This window comes from Gilliamella sp. W8126, assembly GCF_016102185.1.
GTDB lineage: Bacteria > Pseudomonadota > Gammaproteobacteria > Enterobacterales > Orbaceae > Gilliamella > Gilliamella apis_A.
Genome location: NZ_JACFPE010000001.1, coordinates 130,667 through 154,139, shown reverse-complemented (window position 1 = coordinate 154,139; position 23,473 = coordinate 130,667). Strand labels below are relative to the sequence as shown.

The following is a 23,473-nucleotide window of genomic DNA, read 5'->3' as shown; positions in this document are numbered from 1 at the left end:
TAAGTTGTATGCACTATACCGTAAAAGCATAATTGCGGAAATTGATATATTTAGAATATTATGTTGCATAAATTGCAATATACTTGCTAAGTTAACTACTTTCTTTTACTCTAAGCCACCCCAGATAACTTAACCATTTATTTATTATGGATACTCGTTACAAGCAAGCTAATAAAGAAGCAAAACTTTCATTGCTACTGACTATCATTTACTTCGCTGCATGGGTAATTACTGCTTATATTGTCAAAAATCAAACCGGATTTTTGGGTTTACCATTATGGTTTGAACTATCCTGTATATTTATACCATTGGGTTTTATCTTGTTGTGTTTTGTTATAGTAAAAAAACAATTTAAAAATATTCCACTAGAATAGGCCATTAAACCGTGCAATTAGATATTATTCTTCCTCTTGTTATTTATCTTATATTTGTATTTGCATTATCAATTTATGCATATGCAAAACGAAAAAAAGTAAACCAATTTACTGATTATTTTATTGGTAATCGGACTATGGGCGGTTTTTTACTGGCAATGACTTTAGCTGCAACTTATATTAGTGCCAGTTCTTTTATCGGTGGTCCAGGTGCTGCTTATAAATATGGTCTCGGTTGGGTTCTGTTGTCGATGATTCAAGTTCCAACCGTATTATTATCACTTGGTATTCTTGGCAAAAAATTCGCAATTTTAGCGCGTAAATACAATGCAATAACGCTAAGTGATATGCTCTATTCTCATTATAAAAGCAAACTAATTGTATGTTTTGCCAGTATTGCGCTTATTGCGGCTTTTATTGGTGCTATGACCGTACAATTTGTCGGTGGAGCCCGATTACTACAATCATCTGTAGGTATTCCCTATGATATAGGATTACTTATTTTTGGTATTGGTACAGTAATTTACACAGCTTTTGGCGGATTTAGAGCCAGCATATTAAATGATGCATTTCAAGGGTTGGTAATGATGATTGGCGCCATTTTGTTATTAGTTGCCATTATTTATGCTGGCGGTGGCATTACAAATATAGTTGATCGTTTAAATCAGATCGATCCTGCTTTATTAACACCTCAAGGCCCTGACAATTTTATGGACTTTCCATTTATGGCATCATTCTGGGTTTTAGTCTGTTTTGGAGTTGTTGGTTTACCTCATACCGCTGTTCGTTGTATGGCTTATAAAGATAGTAAGGCTGTTCATCAAGGCATTATTATTGGTACTGCTGTTGTGACAGTCATCATGTTAACAATGCATCTATCTGGCGCACTTGGAAGAGCAATAATAAGTGATTTAACCATTCCAGACCAAATTGTGCCAACATTAATTATAAAGGTTTTACCTCCTTTAGCCGCAGGAATTTTTTTGGCAGCACCATTATCAGCAATTATGTCCACCATTAATGCACAATTATTACAAGTTTCATCTGTAATTATTAAAGACCTGTTCTTAACGATGAGACCAAATACTAAATTTAGTGATAAAATGCTTACTCGCATATCAATTATCATCACCTTTATTTTTGGTGGTTTATTAATTGTCGCTGCATGGAACCCACCAGAAATGATCATATGGCTTAATTTATTAGCTTTTGGTGGACTTGAAGCAGTATTCTTATGGCCTCTAGTACTAGGATTATATTGGAAAAAAGCTAATTCAACAGGTGCTTTTTGCTCGATGTTTGCTGGTGCTATAAGCTACACATTACTTGCTGTTTATAACATTAAAATTTATGCTTTCCATCCAATAGTGCCATCATTACTTATTGGATTAGTTATATTTATTATTGCCAATCATTTTGGCCAGACGGGAAAAAATTATGCCTTGGATTCAACTCAGAATTAACACAACTAGTGATTTAGCTGAAAGTATTAGCGAACAATTAGAAGAATCAGGGGCAGTGTCAGTCACTTTTCAAGATACTTTTGATAACCCTGTTTTTGAACCTTTACCTGGTGAAACAAAACTTTGGGGGAATACCGATGTTGTCGGATTATATGATGCTGAAACAGATATTGACGAGTTAAAATCAATTTTAAATCTTGAGCAATATTCTTATAAAATCGAACAATTGGAAGATAAAGACTGGGAACGAGAATGGATGGATAATTTCCATCCAATGCAATTTGGTAAACGATTGTGGATCTGCCCCAGCTGGCGTGAAATACCCGATCCCAATGCGGTTAATGTAATGTTAGATCCAGGTTTAGCCTTCGGTACAGGTACTCATCCTACGACAGCTTTATGCTTAACTTGGCTAGACAGTCTCGATCTTAATAACAAAATTGTGATCGATTATGGATGTGGTTCAGGTATTTTAGCCATTGCGGCGTTAAAACTAGGTGCAGCAAGAGTTATAGGCATTGATATTGATCCTCAAGCGATCCAAGCAAGTCATGACAATGCTGAACGTAACAAAGTAAGTGAAAAGATTGAGCTTTATTTGGCAAAAGATATTCCCGATAATTTACAAGCGGATGTGGTAGTAGCTAACATTTTGGCCGGCCCGTTGAAAGAACTTAAACCCCAGATTAGTAAATTAGTAAAGCCATCAGGAGAACTTGGACTATCTGGAATTTTAGCGAATCAATCGCAAAGCGTATGTGAAGCATATCAAACTGAGTTTGTCCTTGATCCGGTTATTGAACAGGATGAATGGTGCCGTATAACCGGTAAAAAATTATAAAAAATTAACATTACCCCTTTTAACTTCGAGAAAAAATGCGTAATATAGCCGGCCTTAATTCGCTTAGTATCGGCAAGGTCAATTTAAAAAATAATCTGATTGCTGCTCCAATGGCAGGAATCAGTGATAAACCGTTTCGGAATTTATGTCACCGCTTTGGTGCTGGAATGACTGTCTCTGAAATGTTTTTAGCAAATTCTGATGTTTGGCATACTGATAAATCAGCATTAAGAATGATTTCAAATGATGATGTCGGTATACGTGCAGTTCAAATAGTTGGCTCAGACCCCGACGAAATGGCGAGAGCGGCTGAATTTAACGTCAAGCATGGAGCTCAGTTAATTGACATCAATATGGGGTGTCCGGCTAAAAAGGTGAATAAAAAATTAGCTGGCTCTGCTTTAATGCAGTATCCAGAGCTAATAAAAACTATTTTGCAAAAAGTTGTTGGTGCTGTTGATGTACCAGTAACATTAAAAACTCGGACTGGATGGGATAAAAATAATAGAAATTGCATTGAAATCGCACAAATTGCGCAGGATTGTGGCATAAAGGCCATTACTATTCATGGGCGAAGTCGTGCATGCTTATTCAATGGGAAGGCTGAATATGAATCCATTAAAGCAGTTAAAGAAAAGGTAACTATTCCGGTAATTGCAAATGGTGATATTTGTACCCCAGAACAAGCAAAAGATGTTTTTAAATATACGCAAGCTGATGGTATAATGATCGGCCGAGCGGCACAAGGGCGACCTTGGATATTTGAAGAAATTGCATTCTATTTAACACACGGACAGTTAAAGAAAAATAAGTCAATTGATGAAGTTGAGCAAATAGTGTTAACACACCTTGAAGAACTTTATCAATTCTATGGAGAATACAAAGGATTACGGATTGCCAGAAAGCATGTAAATTGGTATACCAAGAACTATGCTGACAGCGATCAATTCAGGCGCTTATTTAGTGTACTTAGCAATTCATGTGAGCAAGTAAAAACACTAAAAGCATTTTTTAGTCAAATTAGAAACAAATAAAAGAGTTAAATATACTATGTCAGAACAACGCGTTACAGCTGCAGCACTTAAATTTACAACTGTAAACTCACAAGACCAAATAACACAAAAACCTTTGCGAGATTCGGTAAAACAAGCTTTAAAAAACTATTTATCACAATTAAATGGTGAAGATCCTACTGATCTATATGAATTAGTGTTAGCTGAAGTTGAACACCCATTCCTTGATATGGTTATGCAATATACTCGTGGCAATCAAACTCGAGCAGCAAATATGCTTGGTATCAACCGTGGTACTTTACGCAAAAAATTAAAACAATATGGAATGAGTTAGTCTAAATATCTAAAACCATATTATAGGATTATTTAAAAGCGTCTTCTTTAGAGGACGCTTTTTTTGTTCTCAATATATCAATTAGATGTTATTTACGCTGAAAAACGTTTAATTAATGTAGGGGTCAAAGTCAATATTTGTCGCGACTCTTGAGGATTTTGAATACGATTCAGTAAAGTTTCAACTGCTAACTGGCCTAATTCTTCTTTCGGTTGATGGATAGTTGTCAAAGAAGGAGTCATGTATTGCGCAATTTCAATATCATCATAACCAATAATAGCGATATCCTTGCCAACTTCAAGACCATTTTGATATAGAGTTTGGTAAGCACCAATTGCCATGGCATCATTAAAACAAAATACCGCTTCCGGCGGAATCGGTAAATCTAATAATTGCTGCATGGCAATCACGCCTGATGAAAAGTGAAAATCCCCTTGTACTTCATAGCTGTCAAGTCTGGTTATATTAGCGGCTTGCAGAGCATTTCTAAAGCCTTTTAAACGCAATTGTGATTGGTTATTATTCAATGGCCCAGTAATACACGCGATCTTTTTATAATTTTGTTCAATGAGATAATTGGTAGCTAAAGTAGCACCATATAAAGAATGATCCTTTATAGTATCATAAAGAGCACTAAATGGTGTCCGGTCAACCATAACTATGGCAAGTTTAGGATATTTAGTGAATATCTGTTGTGGGATTGGCTCAGTTTCAGTACACATTGTTAGTAAACCATCAACACGTTTTTGTAATAAATGTTCAATATTAATTAACATTCGTTGCTGGTCACCCTCGGTATGACATAATATCAAATTATACCCCAGTCTATAACAGCATCTCTCAACGCCCTGCACGACTTCTGAAAAGAAGGGATTATTACTTGCTGTTACTACCATACCAATAGTAAATGTTTTATTACTTTTTAAACTTCGAGCAATGGCTGAAGGTGTATAATTTAGTTGTTTGATTGCCAATTCAACTTTTTTGCGAATAGTTGGACTAACATAACGGTCATTATTAATGACATGAGAGACTGTTGATGTCGATACTTTCGCAAAATTTGCGATATCCTTCATAGTTGCCAAGTCGAAACTACCTATTTACTTTGTTGTTCAAGAAACTCTTCTACTTCATTTCGAGATGGTACTGCTGTTTGAGCTCCCGGTTTCGTAACTGATAATGCACCAGCTGCATGAGCATATTTAATCGCTTGTTCTAAGGTTTTACCTTCTAACAACGCGGTAACTAACATACCATTGAAAGTATCACCAGCACCAATAGTATCAATTGCTTTGACTTTAAATCCAGCAATGATTGCCCCTTGTTGTGCAGAACTTACCCAGGCACCTTTACAGCCTAAAGTAATAATAACCGTTTCGATACCTTTTTTATGTAAAAAAATCGCAGCTTGCTCGGCATCTTTTTCCGTTAAAACTTTAATACCTGTTAAGTATTCAGCTTCAGTTTCATTAGGGGTAATAATATCAATGTGTTTAAGTAAATCATCTGATAATTTTTGTGCTGGAGCCGGATTTAAAATAACTTGAGTCTGATGTTGTTTAGCCAATTTTGCTGCTTGTTCAATTGTTGCCAACGGTGTTTCCAATTGCATTAAAATAGCATCAGCATTGATAATATCTTCTTTATATTTAAGTAAATATTCTGTAGTAACTTGTGCATTTGCACCAGCATGGATAGCAATTTGATTTTCACCTTGTGCATTAACTAAAATCAAAGCTACCCCAGTATTTTGCCCTTCAATACAAGCTACTGAACAAGTATTAATATTATCATTGTTAAGCTGCTGTTTAATTTTGTTACCTAGTTCATCATTTCCGACAGCAGCAATAAATTGAATATTTGCACCCAATCGACCTGCTGCAACAGCTTGGTTTGCCCCCTTACCACCGAAAGAAATTTTATAGTTTGATCCTGATAATGTTTCACCCGGTTTAGGAAACTTAGGAACATTTAAAATATGATCAACATTAACACTACCTAAGACAATCAATTTTTTACGTTTCATTTATCTAATTCCTAATTAAATAGGACGTTTATCACGTCCTATACTAATCTATTTACTAATTAATTTTAACTCCACAGGAATACTCGGACTGACTTTTTCACCTTTTATAACTTTATCAGCGATTTCGACCCCAATTGCGCCAATTTTATCGGGTTGTTGTGCCACAGTTGCAGCTAATTTACCGCGTTCTACAGATTTGATACCATCATCAGTACCATCGAATCCAACGATCAAAATGTCAGTTCGACCAGCGGTTTGAATCGCTCGCATTGCACCTAATGCCATTTCATCATTTTCTGCAAATACAGCTTGAACAGTGGGATAAGCCGTTAATAAATTTTGCATAACATTCATACCTTTAGCTCTATCAAAATCCGCAGGCTGTGCCGTTAAAATGGTAAAATTATTTTCTTGTTGTGACTGATTAAATCCTTCACCTCTTTCACGTGAAGCCGAAGTACCTACAATTCCTTGTAGTTGAATGACTTTTGCCTGTTTACCTAACTTATTAACAATAAAATCACCAGCCATTTTACCGCCAGCAACATTGTCTGATGCTATATGGCTAACTACCTCACCTTTCACTGAACCACGGTCAAGGGTTATAACAGGAATATTTGCTTTGTTAGCCGCTAGAACAGCGTTACCAACTGCTTCCGAATCTGTCGGATTAATTAAAATAATCTTTGTTCCTTTAACAATTGTATCTTCAACATTTGCTAACTCTTTGGCGGGATTATTTTGGGAATCTAATACTACTAAATCGTAACCTAGTTCATTAGCTTTTTTTACGGCTCCCTCTTTTAAAGTAACAAAAAATGGATTGTTTAGCGTGGATATTATTAAAGCAATATTCTCTTTTGCCGAAGCTTGAAAGACAAATAAAAAACTTATTAATACAGCAATGTACTTATTTAATCTCATAACTTTCTCCTAGCTACTTTTATTAAAAAAATTACTTATTAGTTTTTTTATCAACTAAAACCGCAAGTAATATGACGCCACCTTTGACTATCATTTGATAATACGCATCGACCCCTAACATATTTAAGCCATTATTCAAAAAACCTAGAATTAACGCACCGATTAGGGTCCCAATAATTTTACCGCGCCCTCCTGACATACTTGTGCCGCCAAGAACAACAGCAGCAATTGCATCCATCTCGTAACCAGTTCCTGCTGTAGGTTGAGCTGAGGACAATCTTGAAACCTCAATTGTACTGGCAACAGCACACAGTAAACCACTCATCGCATAAACAATAATTTTTACCTTATCAACATTGATACCTGATAATTGTGTTGCTGATTCGTTACCGCCAAGGGCATAAATATAGCGACCTAAACGCGTATATTTCAACAAATACCATGCCGCGGCAAACACAACCAACATAATGATAATTGGTACTGGAATACCGAATACTCGACCAAATGCGATCCATTCAAACATTTCGGAATTATCATTAGTACCAATAGAAATTGGACTTCCTTTTGTATATACCAGTGTTGCACCACGTAAGATTAACATCATCACTAATGTTGCAATAAAAGCTTGAAGCTTTCCTTTCGCGATAATGACTCCAGAAAAGGCCCCTAATATTGCACTTAAAATTAAAGCAGCACATATAGCAATAAATGGGGAAATGTCGGAACCAATCATCGATGCGGTCACAGCGCCCGCTAGTGCAAATATCGAGCCAACTGTAAGATCAATACCGGATGTTAGAATGACTAAGGTCATTCCAACCGCAATAATGGCGTTAATTGAGGTTTGCTGCAAAATATTAAAAATATTATTTAACGTGAAAAAGTTATCACTTAAACATGAAACGATTAAGATTAATACCAGTAACGTTATTAATGACTTCTGCTCAACTAATACATTTTTGAGCGTTTTATTTTGCAGCATCAGATTTCTCCTGTATTTTTCCTACGGCAGCGGCCATAAGTTTTTCTTGTGTTGCTTCATTAATAGTAAAATTTCCGGTTACTTTTCCTTCATGAATAACTAAAATGCGGTCACTCATGCCAAGAATTTCGGGCATGTCGGACGAAACTAAGATAACACTTAATCCTTGTTGTTTGAATTGATTAATCAGTTGATAAATTTCCTTTTTAGCGCCAACATCAACACCTCTGGTTGGTTCATCCAAAATTAATATGCTTGGACGTGTCATTAATCCTTTAGCAATAGCAACTTTTTGTTGATTACCACCTGATAATAAACCTATTGTTTGATTAATTGATGGGGTTTTAATATTGAATAGTCCCACATAATCATCAACCGCTCGTCGTTCATTTTTTAGTTTTAACTGTTTAAATTGATTAACAAAATAACCAAGGGAGTTGAGTGACATATTATCTTTAACTGACATGCCTAAAATTAATCCATCTCTTTTGCGGTCTTCAGAGATATAAACAATGCCGTTCATTAAACCATCTTTTGGCGAACGTGTTTTAATGGCTTTGCCATTTAAAGTTATTGTTCCTGATTTAGCGGGATTTGCGCCATAAATCATCTTCATCAACTCGGTTCGTCCAGCCCCCATAAGACCAGAGATACCTAATATTTCTCCTTCATGAAGAGAAAAACTAACATCATTCACACCATCACCAATAAGGTGGTTAACCTGTAACGTGATATTTCCTTTTTCCATTTCGATGCGTGGATATTGTTCTTCAAGCTTACGACCCACCATCATCTCAATTAAACTATCTTCATCCAATTGAGTGATCTTCTTTTCCCCCACAAATTGACCATCACGTAATACGGTTACTGCATCGCAAATTTGAAAGATTTCTTTTAGACGATGAGAGATATAGACAATGCCACAATTTTGTTTTTTGAGTTTATTAATGACTTCAAATAATGAAGCGGTTTCTGTATCGGTGAGAGCATCGGTTGGTTCATCCATAATGATAACTTTAGAATCAAAACTTAGCACTTTGGCAATTTCAACCATTTGCTGTTCACCAATCGACAAATCACTAATCAATCTTCGACTGTTATAATTCAAATGCAATTGCGCTAATAATTTATCGGCTTCAGCATAGGTTTTTTGCCAATCAATACAACCGAATTTATTGGTAAATTCTCGACCTAAAAAGATATTTTCGGCGATGGATAATTGCGGTATTAAATTCAATTCTTGATGAATTATACCTATTCCGGCTAATTGCGAAGCTTTGGGACCATTGAAGTTAACTTTACTACCTTGATAAATAATTTCACCAGAATCTTTTTTATATATTCCTGTGAGTACTTTCATTAACGTAGATTTACCCGCGCCATTTTCGCCGATTAAGGCCATAACTTGACCAGCTTTAACAGTCAGATTAGCGCCTGAAAGCGCTTTAACACCGGGAAAAGATTTAGATATATCAGTAAGCTGTAATAAAATATCACTCATAAAATTCCCATTATTTTAATTGTTGTTTTTAAAAAATTACTCCCGACTGTAGAATAATATTCGCGTAAGGTGAACATTCACCAGTCCTAATTACCGCTTTGCATTCGCTGGTTTGCTGTTTTAACATTTCGTGAGTGACATATTCTATATCAATTATATTTTGTTGTGATTCCTCAATTTGTTTAATCTGAGCTAATATTTTTTTATTTATCTCTGGATTATGTTCAAGGATCTCTTCTGCCAGAAGAACTTTTTCAATTTGCATAGATTCAGTTACAGTTTCCAAAACTTGCATAAAAGATGGCACGCCAAATGTCAGCGCCAGATCTATTCTTTCAACATTTTCAGGTATGGGTAAACCTGCATCACCAATAGCAATTTGATCGGTATGTCCCATTTTGGCTAAAGTCTGAACTATTACTGAATTGAACAACTTACTTTTATACATAATGCAATCCTAAGAATAATAATGAAATTGTTTATCGAAACGTTTCGATGAAGGCTTAATCTATCAAGAATAAAGATATAATGAATTAAAACTAAATGAGTTGCAATGAATAAAATATGAATATTTGATACAAATCAATATAATTATTCATTATTAAAATGACATGAACCAATGAAAAAATAGATTGATAATGAACTTTAGTTAAAAGTTTGTTAAAATGATGCGATTTTTAAATTATTTAATCTGGAGAACTCTATGGCAGGTCATAGTAAATGGGCCAATACCAAACACCGCAAAGCAGCTCAAGATGCTAAGCGCGGTAAAATCTTTACCAAAATTATTCGCGAACTTGTAACGGCAGCCAAAATTGGTGGTGGCGATCCAGCGTCTAACCCTCGTCTACGTGCTGCTATGGACAAAGCATTATCTAATAACATGACTCGAGATACCATGAATCGAGCTGTTGCTCGTGGTGTCGGTGGTGAAGATGATACTAATATGGAAACTATCATCTATGAAGGTTATGGACCTGCAGGTACTGCAGTAATGGTTGAATGCTTAAGTGATAACCGAAACCGTACTGTATCTGAAGTTCGTCACGCTTTCACTAAAACTGGCGGTAATCTAGGTACTGACGGCTCAGTATCTTATTTATTTACTAAAAAAGGTGTGATCTCTTATCCTGCAGGCACTGATGAAGATCAAGTAATGGATGCGGCACTTGAAGCTGGTGCTGATGATGTGGTTACTTATGATGATGGTGCAATTGATGTATTTACTACACCTGAATCATTCGGTGAAGTTAAAGATGCACTCGATGCAGCTGGTTTAGTGGCTGAATCCGCTGAAGTTTCAATGATTCCAGCAACCAAAGTTGATCTTGATATTGAGTCTGCACCAAAATTACTACGTCTTATCGATATGCTTGAAGATTGTGATGATGTTCAAGAGGTTTATCATAACGGAGAAGTGTCAGACGAAGTTGCTGCAACACTCTAATGACTATTATTCTGGGTATTGACCCAGGCTCTCGTTTGACGGGTTATGGCGTAATTCGTCAAACGGGACGACAACTCACCTATCTTGGCAGTGGCTGTATTCGCACTGCTGTCGATGACTTACCCACACGTTTGAAACGTGTCTATGCAGGAGTAAGCGAAATCATTCTTCAATTTCAACCGAATATGTTTGCTATTGAACAAGTCTTCATGGCACGTAATGCCGATTCTGCTTTAAAATTGGGTCAAGCACGAGGTTCTGCAATTGTTGCAGCAGTCAATCATGATTTACCCGTTTTTGAATATGCTGCACGCTTGGTCAAACAAAGTGTTGTTGGCACTGGAGCAGCTGACAAAAAACAAGTTCAACATATGGTTAAACTACTATTGAAATTACCAGCAAGTCCTCAAGCGGATGCGGCAGATGCACTAGCTATAGCAATTACCCATGCCCATATGAGTCAACAATTAATCAAATCACATAAATAATCTGATACTATTCCATATTAACGCATGCTTTTATAACTTAAAAACCCCTTTCCTCAACTTTTATTTCAACTGCATAAAAACTGTTAAACAAAATATCGAATAGGTAATCTATTAAAAGTTAAATAAAAAAAGCACCAATATTATTGGTGCTTTAAATTCATATTAATTAGGTATTAATTATTCATTAACTATTTCTCTGTTTTACCAGTATAGTTAGCAGGCAACACCACTTTATTCTTATGTTTAGTGAATAATTTCGTTATAAACAAGAAGAATAACGGAACATAGAATATCGCTAAGAACGTCGCCGTTAACATACCTCCAATAACCCCAGTACCTACCGCATTCTGACTTACAGAACCGGCACCGCTACTGGTAGCCAGTGGATAAACACCGAGGATAAAGGCAAATGAAGTCATTAAAATTGGGCGTAAGCGTAAGCGACACGCTTCTAATGTTGCATCAATTAATGACTTACCTTCTTTTTCAAGCGCATCTTTAGCAAATTCTACGATCAGAATAGCATTCTTAGCCGATAGACCCATTGTTGTTAATAGACCAACGATAAAGTAGATATCATTATCAAGGCCTCTAAACATAGTTGCATATACAGTACCAATAATACCTAATGGGATAACGAATAAGATAGAAATAGGTACAGTCCAACTTTCATATAATGCAGCTAACGATAGGAACACTACGATAAGTGAGATAATATAAAGTGTTGTCGTTTGTGAACCTGTTTGACGTTCTTGGTAAGAAATATCTGTCCAATCATACGAGAAACCTTTCGGTAAGTTTTTAGATAGTTCTTCCATTATTGCCATAGCTTGTCCTGAACTCATACCTGGTGCAGCAGCTCCACTGACACCCATGGCTGCAACGCCATCATAACGAACTAGAGATGGCGAACCATAACTCTTAGTTGTAGTGGCAAATGCATCATAAGGAACCATTTCACCTTTTTGATTTTTAACATGCCAAAAGCTGAAATCATCAGGTAACATTCGATAAGCCGAATCTGATTGTAAATAGACTTTTTTAACCCGATTGTTATAAACAAAGTCATCAATATAAGCTGAACCCAATGCTGTTGAAAGTACGGTATTTACGCTACTTACTGCAACACCAAGTGCTTGAGCAGTTTCAAAATCAACATTAATCTTATATTGTGGAACATCTAGCATACTACCTGGACGAACTTGTTGTAGATTAGGATTCTGTGCAGCTTGACCCAATAATTGGAAAAATGCCCCCATTAGTGCCTCATGGCCAAGTCCAGCGGTATCTTTTAACATGTAAGAAAAACCATTTGCCATACCAAGCGATGGTACAGCCGGTACATTCGTAATAATGACCCGACCTTCAGTAATAGTAGAAGCAAATCCCCAACCACTACCAACTAATGCATCCACTTTTTGATCAGGGCGTTTACGTTCATCCCAATCTTTTAAGCGAATAAAGCCAAGTCCCATGTTTTGTCCACGACCAACCATGCTAAAACCTGCAACGGTAAAAATCTCTCTGACTGAATCAGCTTTTTCATTCATATAAAATTGAGAGGTTTTGTTCAATACACCCATGGTTTGTTCTAATGTCGCACCGGGTGGTAACTCAACCATTACAATCAACACCCCCTGATCTTCATTTGGTAAGAAACCAGTTGGTAAACGGTTAAAGCCAAATACTAAGCCAACAACTATCAAGACATAGCAAACAAATGAAATCAGTGGATAACGAATAAACTTAATTACCCCTTTTTCATAGGCATATAAACTTTTGTTATACAAATTATTGAACTTATTGAAAAACCATTTAGTTCCAATTGAAAGCCACGTAAACGGAGGTATGGTTTGTAATTTTTCGCCTAATGTTGTTATCTTAACTTTATTTTTCGATGGTGCTTTTAAAATTTGTGCGCAAAGTGCTGGCGTTAATACAATTGCCATCAATACTGATAAAGCCATTGACGTTACAATTGTGATTGAAAATTGACGATATATCCCCCCTGCAGCACCACCATAAAATGCCATTGGTACGAATACGGCGGATAATACCACAGCAATACCCACTAATGCCGAAGTAATTTGTTCCATCGATTTAACCGTTGCATCATAAGGCGAAAGGCCTTCGTCATGCATAATACGTTCAACGTTTTCAATTACTACGATGGCATCATCGACCAGAAGACCGATGGCCAGCACCATAGCAAACATAGATAACGTATTAATGGTAAATCCAAATATATATAAAACTGCAAAGGTACCTAACAATACTACCGGTACGGTAATAGTTGGAATAAGTGTAGAACGCAGATTTTGTAAAAAGACATACATAACGATAACAACCAATATGATTGCTTCAATTAATGTATGCACAACGTTATTAATCGATAATTTAACAAACGGAGTTGTATCATAAGGATAGGCAAATTTGATATCTTCAGGAAAAATCTGTGATAATTCTTGAATTTTTTGGTCAACTTTAGCTGATGTATCGAGTTGGTTTGCACCTGTCGCCAAATAAATACCTAAACCAGCTGATGGTTTACCGTCATAACGTGAAAGAAAGTTATAATCAGCGGCACCAATTTCAACATTGGCAACATCTTTTAATAAGATGTTTGAGCCATCTGTGTTAACACGTACTAAAATATTTTGAAATTGCTCAGGTGTTTTTAACCGAGATTGAGCTGTAATAGTTGCATTGAGCTCTTGACCTTCAGTTGCTGGTAAAGCACCTAATTGCCCTGCAGTAACCTGCGCATTTTGTGCTTGAATAGCAGCAATAATTTCTTCAATAGATAAATTAAAATAATTTAGTTTATTAGGATCTAACCAAATACGCATTGCATATTCAGAACCAAACAACTGAGTATCACCGACTCCTTGTACACGACGTATCTGATCTTGTACTGTTGAATAAATAAAGTCAGCGATATCTGCTTGTGTTTTTTGAGGATTGGTAGAATAGAAACCAATAACTTTTAAAAAGTTGGTATTATTTTTAGCAACCGATACCCCATTTTTTTGCACGCTTTCTGGCAAACGAGATTTAATACTTTCTACTTTATTTAAGACCTGTACTTGCGCAAAATCAGGGCTAGTGCCGGGAGCAAAAGTCAGAGTGGTTTGTACAACCCCTTGAGCACTACTGGTTGATTTCATATAAATCAAATTATCCAAACCAGTCAAGTTTTGCTCAATCAATTGGGTAACTGTATTCTCAATAGTTTGAGCATCAGCCCCTGGATAAACAGCAGAAACCGTAACAGCTGGTGGTGCGATATCAGGATACTGTTCAACAGCGAGTAGCTTAATACATAAAGCACCGCCCAGCATCATCATGATAGCAATTACCCATGCAAAAACAGGTCTATCAATAAAAAACTTAGCCATAATTAACTCTACCCCTGTTTTATTTCACGCTGCTTTTGATGATATTGTCTAATTGCTCTTGAGAAAGAGTAGCTGGCTTATCTACTACTTGAGCCTTCATTGGTTGCCCCCTTTCTACTGCGGTTAAATTAAGTAAACCGGTAGTAATCACTTGTTCACCAACATCAATGCCACTGGTAACAACCCAATAACCACTGATGCCAGTATAAACTTTAATATCTTGACGATATTCAACTGTATTATCTGGTTTTAAAATCTTAGCTGTATATTGACCTTTTTGGTTACTAGTAATACCTTGCTGAGGAACTAGTACTGCATTTTTGATAGTACCTAATGTCAATTGTGGTTTTACAAACATCCCCGGTAAAATTTTACCTTCAGCATTTGAAAATTGTGATCGCAAAGTAACTGTTCCAGTCGTTTCATTAACCGTCATATCTGAAAATTTAATATTTCCTGATAGAGCATATTTTGATCCATCATTAAAAAACAATTCAACATTATCGCCTTGAGCTGGTTCATAAATTATATTTTCATCTTGAAGATATTTATTATAACGAGTTGCAGCTTCAGTCATATCAACATAAATTGGATCAAGTTGCTGTACCAAAGCTAATGGAGCAGCTTGCCCTGCTGACACTAATGCCCCCTCCGTGACACTTGATTTACCAATATACCCATCAATTGGCGAGTATACTTTCGTATAGTCCAAATTAACTTTAGCTGCGTGCTCTGCTGCTTGAGCAACTAAAACACTTGCCTCAGCTTGTTTGGCATCGGCTGCCGCTTTATCATATTCTTGCTGACTGATAGATTTGGTATTCAAAAGTCCAGCATAACGTTTTAAGGTTAGTTGAGCTATATTAGCGTTAGCTTTCGCGCTAGCTACACTGGCCACCGCACTATCATAATTCGCTTGATAAATGGCTGGGTCAATTTGATAAAGTGATTGACCAGCTTTAACATTTGAACTTTCTTCAAATTCTCGATTTAGTACAATCCCACTAACCTGTGGTCGGATTTCAGCGATCTGGGAAGCAACGACCCGTCCAGGTAAGTTTATTTTTAGAGTATAGTCTAAAGGTTCAACTTTAAAAACAGTTACCTTTGGTAATTGGCCAGCACCATCTTGTGATTGATTATTATCACAACTTGTTAATAACAATAGACTAGTTAATGCCGCTGGCAGAGTAAGTAATAGCTTATTAAATCTCATATAAAAAAGACCTCGGTAACTTAATAATTATTTTTTAAATAAAAACAATGAATATTATTCAAAAGTGATCGGAGATTTTACAAAAAATATGCATAGATTGTAAGAGTCTTAACGCCTTAATAGCACAGAGTTCTAAAAATTATCTGACTTATAAGCCTTAAAAGCAAATTAATAAAAAAATTCTATTGATAATTATGATTATTGCTAGAAATAAAGTAATATAGAATAATAGTTTTTTTGCGCTGTAATAAGTGAGTATGGATTTAACTTAAATGTAAAAAGTAAAAAAATTTCGTTGTGGTATTTTTTAATCCTTTTTTTTCAATTATATTATTGAATAATTTGAATCTATATTTAATTTAATTCTGAGTGGGTATTATGGATAATTTACGTACTGTTCTAATTGTAGTGGCATCCTTGGTCATCATTGCATTATTAATTCATGGGCTTTGGATCAATAAGAAAGAACGTTCTTCTTTATTTAAGTTAGGCAAAAAAGATAAATTCACAACAAATACTCAGCAATATGAAGACATCTATAATGATGAAGATGATGTGATTTTACTCACGCCAAAAAGCAAAACAAATCAGGACGATGCTAATATTTCTATTAATAAAGCACTAGTAGTAGAAGAAGAACAACTACCCCTTCAAGTTGATCTATTTTCAGATGATGACGAACAACAACCAAAAATCGAAACTAAGGTTTCTAATGAGTCGACTCACGATGTTCAACAGGATATCTTTACTGATGAGCCAATGAAAGAAACTTCTAAAATCGAAAAAACAACCAAAGCTAACGAGGATATAAAAACAGATGCTCCTCAACCTGAAGAAAAACTCGAAAAACAAGACAAACTAACGATAGACGATAGTGAAGAAAGCAAAACTGAAATTATTGTATTAAATGTTACTGGCTTAAATGGCAAGGAATTACAAGGTGATATGCTATTAGCTAGCATCATGCAATCAGGATTTCAATTTGGTGATATGCGTATTTTTCATCGCCATGTTGACCCAGCAGGTAATGGGCCGATATTATTTAGTTTAGCAAATATGATTAGTCCGGGGCATCTAGATCCCGAAACTATGCACGAATTTACAACACCAGGTGTATCAATTTTTATGGTTGCACCAACCCATGGAAACAATCAACAAAATTTCAAATTAATGCTACAAACAGCACAACGTATCGCCGATGATGTTAATGGTGTCGTTTTGGATGATGAACATCATATGATGACACCTCAAAAAATCGATAGTTATAAAGAACGCATAAAAAAAGCTTGTAATGAAATTTAAGCTAGCTATTTAAAATTCCTCATTTTTGCTACTATTCCACTAAAAAATTAGTGGAATAGTCTGACTTATATTAGATAATTGACTATATTTAGTAAAATCTGTTGTTCTAAATACAGTTAAATACTATTTTAGTAATAAGCTTAAAAACCTTCTTGATAAATTAAGAGTTTAAAATCATGCCACAATCAAATATAACTGAACATTCAGTAGCGCCATCTAGCTCTAACCAAGATGTAATAACACAGATCTCGACTTTACGTGATCTGATAAGACATCATGAATACTGTTATTATGTGTTAGATGCTCCCGAAATACCCGATGTGGAATATGATAAATTAATTAAACAACTGCAAAATCTGGAGCTGACTCATCCTGAACTTATTACCCCTGACTCACCAACCCAACGTGTTGGAGGAGCACCATTATCACAGTTTTCGTCGATCAGACATCAATTACCTATGTTATCATTGGATAATGTTTTTGATGAATCGAGTTTTATCGCTTTTAATAAAAGAATAAAAGATCGCTTAGAGCTTGATGAAGAGCAAGCCGTTGAATACTGTTGCGAGTTAAAACTTGATGGATTGGCGGTAAGTCTGTTATATGAAAATGGCCAATTAATTCAAGCTGCTACACGAGGAGATGGAACGACTGGTGAAGATATTACAGCCAACGTTCGAACAATAAAAACTATTCCACTCGTATTGCAGGGTGAGAATATTCCGTCTCGCCTAGAAGTTCGAGGTGAAGTTTTTATGACGCATAAAGGTTTTGCTAAATTAAATGCAGAAGCTGAAAAACGTAACGAAAAAATATTTGCTAACCCTCGTAATGCTGCTGCCGGTTCATTGAGACAGTTAGATCCTAAAATCACGGCTAAAAGACCACTTACTTTTTTCTGTTATGGCGTTGGTATTAATGAAGGAGCAGATTTACCCAATACTCACTATGCAAGACTAATGCAATTTAAAGCTTGGGGCCTACCAGTAAGTGACAAAGTTCAAATTCGCCATGGTGCACAAGAAGCACTAGATTATTTTAAGCAAATTGGTGATCAAAGAATGTCATTAGACTTTGATATCGATGGTGTTGTAATCAAAGTCAATAGCATTACAGAACAAGAACAACTTGGCTTCGTTGCTCGTGCGCCTCGTTGGGCTACTGCATTCAAATTTCCAGCACAAGAAGAAGTAACAAAGTTAAATAAAGTTGACTTTCAAGTCGGGCGTACTGGAGCGATAACGCCAGTAGCCAGATTAGAGCCAGTATCAGTTGCCGGGGTAATTGTCAGCAATGCCACACTGCATAACAGCGATGAAATCATCCGGTTAGGTATTCGTGAGGGTGATTATGTCACCGTTCGTCGAGCTGGCGATGTTATTCCACAAATTGTCACAGTAATTAAAGATCGAAGACCCGCTGATACTAAAGAAATTATTTTTCCAACTCACTGCCCGATTTGTGGTTCAATCATTGTCCGTGATGAAGGGCAAGCGATATCTCGTTGCGCAGGGGGATTAATTTGTCAAGCACAACGCAAAGAAGCTTTAAAACATTTTGTTTCTCGTCGAGCGATGAATGTCGAAGGTTTGGGCGATAAAATAATTGAACAATTAGTTGATAAAGAATATGTCAAAACACCAGCAGATCTTTATAAACTTACAGTGCCAATTTTATGTTCATTAGATAAAGTTGGCGAAAAACTAGCCAATAATTTATTGGGCGCATTAGATAAATCTAAAAATACAAGTTTGAATCGATTTATTTTTGCGCTTGGTATTCCGAATGTTGGTGAAGTCACTGCGGAAAATTTAGTTAATCAATTAGGAAATTTAACCGCAATTGAAAATGCATCTTTGGAACAATTACAATCGGTAAATGATATTGGCGCTGTTATTGCAGAAAGTATTATCGACTTCTTTCAAGAACCTCATAACCGCACAGTAATTGATCAGTTAATTAGTGAGGAAATTGGTATACACTGGCCAGATGTTGAAATACAACTGCTAACAACTGACTCACCATTTTCTGACAAAACCGTCGTGTTAACAGGAACTTTATCAAAATTAACACGTGACGAAGCAAAAGCTAAATTAAAACAACTTGGTGCTAAAGTAACAGGTAGTGTTTCCAAAAAAACCGACTTTGTAATTGCTGGAGAAGCAGCTGGTTCAAAATTAACCAAAGCTCAAGAACTTGGAATAAAAGTGATTGATGAACAAGAATTGATAAACTTATTAAATCAATGAATATAAAATAGTGGGGTATATTAAGCTAATCAAGCAAAATGGCTTAATCCCAAATTCAAGGAGAAAATTATGCCTTTATTAGACAGTTTTAAAGTTGACCATACCAAAATGAAAGCGCCTTTTGTACGAATAGCCAAAACCATGGTAACCCCAAAAGGCGATGATATTACGGTATTTGATCTTCGCTTTACCATTCCTAATAAAGCACTATTACCTGAAAAAGGTATTCATACCTTAGAGCATTTATTTGCAGGCTTTATGCGTGACCATTTAAACAGTGATAAAGTTGAAATCATTGATATCTCACCAATGGGTTGCCGAACTGGTTTTTATATGAGTTTAATTGGCAAACCAGAAGAGTCTTCAGTTGTTAATGCTTGGTTGCAAGCTATGCATGATGTTATGAATGTAAAATCTCAATCAGAAATTCCTGAATTGAATGAATATCAATGCGGAACCTATACCATGCATTCTTTAGATGAAGCCAAAGCGATTGCTGAAAAAATTATCCAAACTGGAATTGGAATATGCCATAATCAATACATCGCATTAACCGATGAACAACTAGCCTCCATTAATAATTAGGAAATATTTATGCCAAATGTAGTGATTGATTTTTTAGAAGGTCGTACCATTGAACAAAAACGTGAAATGGCAAAACGGGTAACTGATGCCATTGTTGAAACGCTTAACTGTAAACCTGAAGCGGTACAAATTATTATGCATGAAGTCTCAAAAGATCAAATTGCTAATGGTGGCGTACTAAGATGTGACAAAGATTAATAAATTTTTTATTAACAGATAAAAATTAACCTCAAAACCGCTGATAGATTTTGAGGTTAAACGATTAAAGAATAATAATAACTAAATCAAAAAAACGATAACTCCTTAAAACTCACCTTTTAAAGAGTTAATGATTATAGTGGTGTAAATGTAATAAATGCCCTAATTTATTAGCTTTAGTCGCTAAATAATGCTCGTTGCTCGGGTTTTCGCCTACTTCCAAAGGTACTCTTTCAGTAACATTAATACCTGCTTGCTCAAGAACTTTTATCTTTTCTGGATTATTCGTTAATAATCTAACTTGAGAAACATTTAATAACCTTAGCATATCAGCACACAAAGTAAAATCACGCTCATCAGCAGCGAAACCTAATTGCTCATTTGCTTCAACCGTATCTAACCCCTGATCTTGAAGCGCATAAGCCCTAATTTTATTTAGCAAACCGATATTACGCCCTTCTTGACGATGATAAATTAAGACACCTTTACCCTCTTTAGCTATCTGCTTCAATGCAGCTTCTAATTGAAAACCACAATCACAACGTAAACTAAATAATGCATCGCCCGTCAAACATTCTGAATGAACACGTGTTAATATGGATGAATGATCATTAATGTCACCAAACACTAACGCGACATGATCCTTACCTGTTGCAATTTCTTCAAAACCAACAATAGTAAAACATCCCCAAGGGGTTGGTAGTTTAGCTTGTGCAACATGTTTTAATTGCATTATTATCTCCAAGTTTCGTCACAACATGATTAAGATTTTTTAAAAATAAATCGTATTTCCATGTTAAAATAAATAAATTTTTATGCTTAATTGAGTTTTAAATGGGGTTAGTAATAAAAAAAACAATAGTGCCATTGATCTTATTTCTGATTATACCTTTATCTGTTATAACCGTAAATTGGCAGTGGCAACCAACGTCAATAAATAATACATCTAAATATTTATTTTGGGTAACTGAAACTGCTAGTTTTCCGTGGGCAATAATAACATCTGGACTGTTTTTTTTACTCTTTTACCTAAAACTAGTTAATAAAAATAAAAAAACATTATTACTATTATGGCTAGTTTTAGTCAGTGCTATGTTAGGTGGTCAAATTATTAAAAGCATTATCAAACAACAAACTGCTGAAGCCAGACCTTATGTGATATGGTTAGATAAAGAGTTTAATCTTAATCAACAGCAATTTTATTCACAAGCAAGAGCAGAACGTAAAGCTAATATTGAAAAATTGTTAGCCAATTCAACTATTATTCCTAGATGGCTATCTAATCATTGGCAGAATGAAACAGGTTATGCTTTTCCTTCTGGGCACACCTTATTTGCAGTAACTTGGGCTTTATTAGCCATAACACTACTAAGTTTTAAACGACATTTTTTTATTGTATCAATCATTACTATTTGGTCATTGCTCATTGAAACGAGTCGGCTATTACTAGGCATGCATTCTGCTTATGATTTAATATTAGGGATATTGCTTGCTTGGTTAATTTCACTTATCTGCTGTTTTTATGTTAAAAAATGGCATATAGTAATGGAATAACACTAGGAAAAAGAATAGTTTTAAAGAAAAGAATTAGATTAAATCAATATTTTTAATAAAATAATAAGGTTAGCATTATGAAATTAGTAATATCAATTTTATTGATAATTCTTATTTTCGCCATTTCGATAACAATAGGTTCGGCTAATAATCAAATAGTGACTTTTAACTATTTAATTGCTAAAACTGAAGTCAGATTATCAGTATTATTGGCAATATTATTTGGCTCAGGTTTTTTAGTTGGTTGGATATTAACTGGAATATATTTCTTAAAATCTAAATTCCAACATTCATCGACTAAACGTAAATTAAATAAATTGCAAAAAAAATATGATGAAGACATATCAAATCATCAAAAAATGAATTTAACCAATACCAATTAAAATAGGTAATTATGTTTGAATTGTTATTTCTGTTACTGCCAATAGCCGCTGCCTATGGCTGGTATATGGGTGACAGGAATGCCAAACAAAAATATTTAAATCAATCGAATCGATTATCTCGAGAATACGTAGATGGTCTAAATTTTCTTTTGTCTAATCAAAAAGATAAAGCGGTTGACATCTTCCTTGATCTACTTAAAGAGGATGAAGGTACTCTCGAAGCGCATCTAACATTAGGAAACTTGTTCCGTTCGAGAGGCGAAGTTGATCGAGCAATACGTATTCATCAAGCATTAATGGAAAGTTCATCATTATCATTCGATCAACGATTATTGGCAATTCAGCAACTCGGCCGAGACTACATGGTTGCAGGCCTTTATGATCGTGCTGAAGAGATGTTTTTACAATTAGTTGATGAAGAAGACTTCCAGCAACATGCTCTACAACAATTACTTATTATTTATCAATCTACAAGTGAGTGGATAAATGCAATAAATACCGCATCTAGACTAGTGAAACTTGGCAATGAAAAATATAAAATCGAAATCGCCCAATTTTATTGTGAACTAGCCGCACTCGCTATAACTAATGATGATTTAGATCAAGCATACAACCTATTAAAGAAATCTGCTACAGCCGATGCTAACTGTGCTCGCACGTCATTAATGCTTGGACGAGTATTCATGGTCCAAGACAAAACCGAACAAGCAATTGAATCTTTTCAACAAATAATAAACCAAGACAAGGCTTTTATTGGCGAAGCATTGCCACTATTAAAAGCATGTTATGAAAAAATAAATCAGCCACAACTATTAAAACAGTTTTTAGAAATTTGTGTCAAACAGGACACTGGTAATGTAGCCGAACTAATGCTTGCCGATATTGTTGAAAAGAACAACGGATTAGATGCCGCCCAATATTACCTTTATCGTGAACTATTAAAACACCCAAATCTTAAAGGATTCTACCGTTTAATGGATTACCATGTGGCAGATGCTGAACAAGGAAAGGCTAAAGAAAGTCTACTACTACTTCGAAATATGGTAGGCGAACAAATAAAATCAGTTCCTAATTACCGGTGTCAAAAATGTGGATTTACCGTTAATACTCTCTATTGGTTGTGCCCAAGTTGTCGCTCATGGTCAACCATAAAACCTGTTCGTGATTTCGAACATCATTCAAATAATTAAAAGAG

Annotated in this window: 23 protein-coding genes; 14 read left to right on the top strand and 9 right to left on the bottom strand. The window is 35.4% G+C overall.

The window, feature by feature from the left end:
• Nucleotides 1–146 precede the first annotated feature (146 nt).
• Genes H3S74_RS12615 through fis form a run of 5 tightly spaced genes read left to right on the top strand, consistent with a single transcriptional unit; the run spans nt 147 to nt 4,025 of the window.
• A complete protein-coding gene (locus H3S74_RS12615) occupies nt 147–374 on the top strand; it encodes a DUF997 family protein (protein ID WP_198246965.1) in 228 nt (75 codons plus the stop codon).
• 11 nt (nt 375–385) lie between these two features.
• Complete coding sequence (gene panF / locus H3S74_RS00705; protein ID WP_198246964.1) at nt 386–1,837, top strand: sodium/pantothenate symporter; 1,452 nt, start codon at nt 386–388, stop codon at nt 1,835–1,837.
• On the top strand, nt 1,812–2,678 hold the full coding sequence (gene prmA / locus H3S74_RS00700) for a 50S ribosomal protein L11 methyltransferase (RefSeq protein ID WP_198246963.1): 867 nt from the start codon (nt 1,812–1,814) through the stop codon (nt 2,676–2,678). The genes panF and prmA overlap by 26 nt, the downstream gene beginning before the upstream one ends.
• A 35-nt stretch (nt 2,679–2,713) precedes the next feature.
• The gene (dusB, locus tag H3S74_RS00695; RefSeq protein WP_110448279.1) at nt 2,714–3,712 is read left to right on the top strand and encodes a tRNA dihydrouridine synthase DusB; all 999 of its coding nucleotides are present in this window, start codon (nt 2,714–2,716) and stop codon (nt 3,710–3,712) included.
• Nucleotides 3,713–3,728: 16 nt separating this feature from the next.
• Nucleotides 3,729–4,025, top strand: coding sequence for a DNA-binding transcriptional regulator Fis (gene fis, locus H3S74_RS00690; RefSeq protein ID WP_034883623.1), 297 nt, complete (start codon nt 3,729–3,731; stop codon nt 4,023–4,025).
• A 92-nt stretch (nt 4,026–4,117) separates the two neighbouring features.
• Here the strand turns inward: fis and H3S74_RS00685 are convergent, their stop codons facing one another.
• From H3S74_RS00685 to rbsD, 6 genes are read right to left on the bottom strand one after another with little or no spacing between them, the layout of a single operon-like run.
• A complete protein-coding gene (locus H3S74_RS00685) occupies nt 4,118–5,110 on the bottom strand; it encodes a substrate-binding domain-containing protein (protein ID WP_198246962.1) in 993 nt (330 codons plus the stop codon).
• Between the two features lie 11 nt (nt 5,111–5,121).
• Entirely contained in the window at nt 5,122–6,051 is a 930-nt protein-coding gene (gene rbsK, locus H3S74_RS00680) for a ribokinase (RefSeq protein WP_198246961.1), read from the bottom strand.
• A gap of 48 nt (nt 6,052–6,099) precedes the next feature.
• Entirely contained in the window at nt 6,100–6,975 is an 876-nt protein-coding gene (gene rbsB, locus H3S74_RS00675) for a ribose ABC transporter substrate-binding protein RbsB (RefSeq protein WP_110448282.1), read from the bottom strand.
• A 31-nt stretch (nt 6,976–7,006) separates the two neighbouring features.
• Nucleotides 7,007–7,957, bottom strand: a complete 951-nt coding sequence (gene rbsC, locus H3S74_RS00670) for a ribose ABC transporter permease (protein WP_198221841.1) — start codon at nt 7,955–7,957, stop codon at nt 7,007–7,009.
• Nucleotides 7,944–9,458, bottom strand: coding sequence for a ribose ABC transporter ATP-binding protein RbsA (gene rbsA, locus H3S74_RS00665; protein WP_198221843.1), 1,515 nt, complete (start codon nt 9,456–9,458; stop codon nt 7,944–7,946). Before rbsA ends, rbsC begins: the two co-directional genes overlap by 14 nt.
• 28 nt (nt 9,459–9,486) lie before the next feature.
• A complete protein-coding gene (gene rbsD / locus H3S74_RS00660; protein ID WP_198221845.1) occupies nt 9,487–9,906 on the bottom strand; it encodes a D-ribose pyranase in 420 nt (139 codons plus the stop codon).
• 255 nt (nt 9,907–10,161) lie between these two features.
• Between rbsD and H3S74_RS00655 the strand changes: the two genes are divergently transcribed.
• Both H3S74_RS00655 and ruvC read left to right on the top strand, forming a co-directional pair.
• Nucleotides 10,162–10,905, top strand: coding sequence for a YebC/PmpR family DNA-binding transcriptional regulator (locus H3S74_RS00655; RefSeq protein WP_110448286.1), 744 nt, complete (start codon nt 10,162–10,164; stop codon nt 10,903–10,905).
• A complete protein-coding gene (gene ruvC, locus H3S74_RS00650) occupies nt 10,905–11,393 on the top strand; it encodes a crossover junction endodeoxyribonuclease RuvC (protein ID WP_198246960.1) in 489 nt (162 codons plus the stop codon). The genes H3S74_RS00655 and ruvC overlap by 1 nt, the downstream gene beginning before the upstream one ends.
• 188 nt (nt 11,394–11,581) lie before the next feature.
• Here ruvC and H3S74_RS00645 read toward each other — a convergent pair whose 3' ends face one another.
• Entirely contained in the window at nt 11,582–14,791 is a 3,210-nt protein-coding gene (locus tag H3S74_RS00645) for an efflux RND transporter permease subunit (RefSeq protein WP_110448288.1), read from the bottom strand.
• Nucleotides 14,792–14,810: 19 nt separating this feature from the next.
• Nucleotides 14,811–16,007 (bottom strand): efflux RND transporter periplasmic adaptor subunit, encoded by a 1,197-nt coding sequence (locus H3S74_RS00640; RefSeq protein ID WP_110448289.1) that lies wholly within the window; start codon nt 16,005–16,007, stop codon nt 14,811–14,813.
• Nucleotides 16,008–16,382: 375 nt separating this feature from the next.
• Here H3S74_RS00640 and zipA point away from each other — a divergent pair, with 375 nt between their 5' ends.
• The 4 genes from zipA (at nt 16,383) to H3S74_RS00620 (ending at nt 20,341) form a co-directional block, all read left to right on the top strand.
• Nucleotides 16,383–17,309, top strand: coding sequence for a cell division protein ZipA (gene zipA / locus H3S74_RS00635; protein WP_370547453.1), 927 nt, complete (start codon nt 16,383–16,385; stop codon nt 17,307–17,309).
• A 176-nt stretch (nt 17,310–17,485) separates the two neighbouring features.
• On the top strand, nt 17,486–19,558 hold the full coding sequence (ligA, locus tag H3S74_RS00630) for an NAD-dependent DNA ligase LigA (RefSeq protein ID WP_198246959.1): 2,073 nt from the start codon (nt 17,486–17,488) through the stop codon (nt 19,556–19,558).
• A gap of 69 nt (nt 19,559–19,627) precedes the next feature.
• Entirely contained in the window at nt 19,628–20,143 is a 516-nt protein-coding gene (luxS, locus tag H3S74_RS00625) for an S-ribosylhomocysteine lyase (RefSeq protein ID WP_198246958.1), read from the top strand.
• A gap of 9 nt (nt 20,144–20,152) precedes the next feature.
• Entirely contained in the window at nt 20,153–20,341 is a 189-nt protein-coding gene (locus H3S74_RS00620; RefSeq protein ID WP_034901609.1) for a 2-hydroxymuconate tautomerase, read from the top strand.
• Between the two features lie 127 nt (nt 20,342–20,468).
• Here H3S74_RS00620 and ribA read toward each other — a convergent pair whose 3' ends face one another.
• Nucleotides 20,469–21,074, bottom strand: coding sequence for a GTP cyclohydrolase II (ribA, locus tag H3S74_RS00615; RefSeq protein WP_198246957.1), 606 nt, complete (start codon nt 21,072–21,074; stop codon nt 20,469–20,471).
• A 101-nt stretch (nt 21,075–21,175) separates the two neighbouring features.
• Here ribA and H3S74_RS00610 point away from each other — a divergent pair, with 101 nt between their 5' ends.
• From H3S74_RS00610 to lapB, 3 genes are all read left to right on the top strand, one after another.
• A complete protein-coding gene (locus H3S74_RS00610; RefSeq protein WP_198199172.1) occupies nt 21,176–21,895 on the top strand; it encodes a phosphatase PAP2 family protein in 720 nt (239 codons plus the stop codon).
• A 77-nt stretch (nt 21,896–21,972) separates the two neighbouring features.
• Nucleotides 21,973–22,278, top strand: coding sequence for a LapA family protein (locus tag H3S74_RS00605; protein ID WP_198199171.1), 306 nt, complete (start codon nt 21,973–21,975; stop codon nt 22,276–22,278).
• Nucleotides 22,279–22,289: 11 nt separating this feature from the next.
• Nucleotides 22,290–23,468 carry a lipopolysaccharide assembly protein LapB gene (lapB, locus tag H3S74_RS00600; RefSeq protein WP_198221857.1) on the top strand — a complete coding sequence of 393 codons (1,179 nt, stop codon included), beginning with the start codon at nt 22,290–22,292 and terminating at the stop codon, nt 23,466–23,468.
• The last annotated feature ends 5 nt before the right edge of the window (nt 23,469–23,473 follow it).

Coding starts and splice junctions, on each gene's coding strand:
- H3S74_RS12615 (WP_198246965.1), top strand. CDS start 147: ATGGATACTCGTTACAAGCAAGCTAATAAAGAAGCAAAACTTTCATTG.
- prmA (WP_198246963.1), top strand. CDS start 1,812: ATGCCTTGGATTCAACTCAGAATTAACACAACTAGTGATTTAGCTGAA.
- dusB (WP_110448279.1), top strand. CDS start 2,714: ATGCGTAATATAGCCGGCCTTAATTCGCTTAGTATCGGCAAGGTCAAT.
- fis (WP_034883623.1), top strand. CDS start 3,729: ATGTCAGAACAACGCGTTACAGCTGCAGCACTTAAATTTACAACTGTA.
- rbsK (WP_198246961.1), bottom strand. CDS start 6,051: ATGAAACGTAAAAAATTGATTGTCTTAGGTAGTGTTAATGTTGATCAT.
- rbsB (WP_110448282.1), bottom strand. CDS start 6,975: ATGAGATTAAATAAGTACATTGCTGTATTAATAAGTTTTTTATTTGTC.
- rbsC (WP_198221841.1), bottom strand. CDS start 7,957: ATGCTGCAAAATAAAACGCTCAAAAATGTATTAGTTGAGCAGAAGTCA.
- rbsA (WP_198221843.1), bottom strand. CDS start 9,458: ATGAGTGATATTTTATTACAGCTTACTGATATATCTAAATCTTTTCCC.
- rbsD (WP_198221845.1), bottom strand. CDS start 9,906: ATGTATAAAAGTAAGTTGTTCAATTCAGTAATAGTTCAGACTTTAGCC.
- H3S74_RS00655 (WP_110448286.1), top strand. CDS start 10,162: ATGGCAGGTCATAGTAAATGGGCCAATACCAAACACCGCAAAGCAGCT.
- ruvC (WP_198246960.1), top strand. CDS start 10,905: ATGACTATTATTCTGGGTATTGACCCAGGCTCTCGTTTGACGGGTTAT.
- H3S74_RS00645 (WP_110448288.1), bottom strand. CDS start 14,791: ATGGCTAAGTTTTTTATTGATAGACCTGTTTTTGCATGGGTAATTGCT.
- H3S74_RS00640 (WP_110448289.1), bottom strand. CDS start 16,007: ATGAGATTTAATAAGCTATTACTTACTCTGCCAGCGGCATTAACTAGT.
- ligA (WP_198246959.1), top strand. CDS start 17,486: ATGCCACAATCAAATATAACTGAACATTCAGTAGCGCCATCTAGCTCT.
- luxS (WP_198246958.1), top strand. CDS start 19,628: ATGCCTTTATTAGACAGTTTTAAAGTTGACCATACCAAAATGAAAGCG.
- H3S74_RS00620 (WP_034901609.1), top strand. CDS start 20,153: ATGCCAAATGTAGTGATTGATTTTTTAGAAGGTCGTACCATTGAACAA.
- ribA (WP_198246957.1), bottom strand. CDS start 21,074: ATGCAATTAAAACATGTTGCACAAGCTAAACTACCAACCCCTTGGGGA.
- H3S74_RS00610 (WP_198199172.1), top strand. CDS start 21,176: ATGGGGTTAGTAATAAAAAAAACAATAGTGCCATTGATCTTATTTCTG.
- H3S74_RS00605 (WP_198199171.1), top strand. CDS start 21,973: ATGAAATTAGTAATATCAATTTTATTGATAATTCTTATTTTCGCCATT.
- lapB (WP_198221857.1), top strand. CDS start 22,290: ATGTTTGAATTGTTATTTCTGTTACTGCCAATAGCCGCTGCCTATGGC.